Source organism: Mycobacterium sp. 852002-40037_SCH5390672 (assembly GCF_001665875.1).
Lineage (GTDB): Bacteria > Actinomycetota > Actinomycetes > Mycobacteriales > Mycobacteriaceae > Mycobacterium.
In genome coordinates, this window is record NZ_LZTA01000130.1 from 1 (window position 1) to 825 (window position 825).

The following is an 825-nucleotide window of genomic DNA, read 5'->3' on the forward strand; positions in this document are numbered from 1 at the left end:
GCTACACCGACACCCCCGTGCCGCAGTCGCCGTGGCGGCACCTCCCGATCGCGGTGTCGCTGCTCTCCCTGGTGCTGTTGACCATCGCGCTGGCCACCCCCACCCACGACATGCGCATCCCGCGCAATCGCGCCGTCATCATGCTGGTGATCGACATGTCGCAGTCCATGCGGGCCACCGACGTCGAACCCAACCGGCTCAAGGCCGCCGCACAGGCAGCCACCCAGTTCGCCGGCCAGCTCACGCCCGGCATCAACCTCGGGCTGGTCGGGTTCGCCGGCACGCCCTATCTGCTGGTGCCGCCGACCCCGCAACACCAGGCGACTATCGACGCGCTCAAGAAGCTGGATTTCGCCGACAGCCTGGATTCCCTGAAGAACGTGTACTCGACGCTGCAGCGCCAGATCGGCTACGAAACCGTGAAGGGCGACGCGAGCCTGGCCTGGATGCTGCTCGGCGCCTTCGTCATGGCCGGCGCCATCCTGGCCGGTCTCCTGCTGAACCGCAGGCTGCCCGCCTGAGTCCTCAGCTGGGCAGGCGGCGGTTGATCAACAATGCCAGCGCCGTCGCGATCAGGGCGGTCAATACGCCGAGGCGCAGCCACCCGGAGCTGCCCGGCCCTGGCACCGTACGGTAGCCGATCTCGTTCTCGATGGCGTTGTAGCTCTTTTCGAGCTCGCCGAGGTTGGTGGCGGTGTAAGACTGCCCGCCGGACAGCTTGGCGACCATCTTCATCTGGTCGGTCGACACCGGGACGGCGACCCGCTGCCCGTCCATCTCGATCTCGCCGCCCTTGGTCCCGAACGAGATCGTCGAGATCGGCAC

1 protein-coding gene and 1 pseudogene are annotated in these 825 nt (G+C 67.4%); one reads left to right on the plus strand and one right to left on the minus strand.

What is annotated here, in order from left to right; genetic code table 11:
* A partial coding sequence (locus A5782_RS23790; protein ID WP_197694329.1) for a VWA domain-containing protein occupies positions 1-521 on the plus strand: 521 nt, incomplete at its 5' end.
* A gap of 4 nt (positions 522-525) precedes the next feature.
* On the opposite strand, the pseudogene A5782_RS25865 reads toward A5782_RS23790, so the two are convergent.
* Positions 526-825: pseudogene (locus A5782_RS25865) on the minus strand (hypothetical protein); the annotation flags it as partial.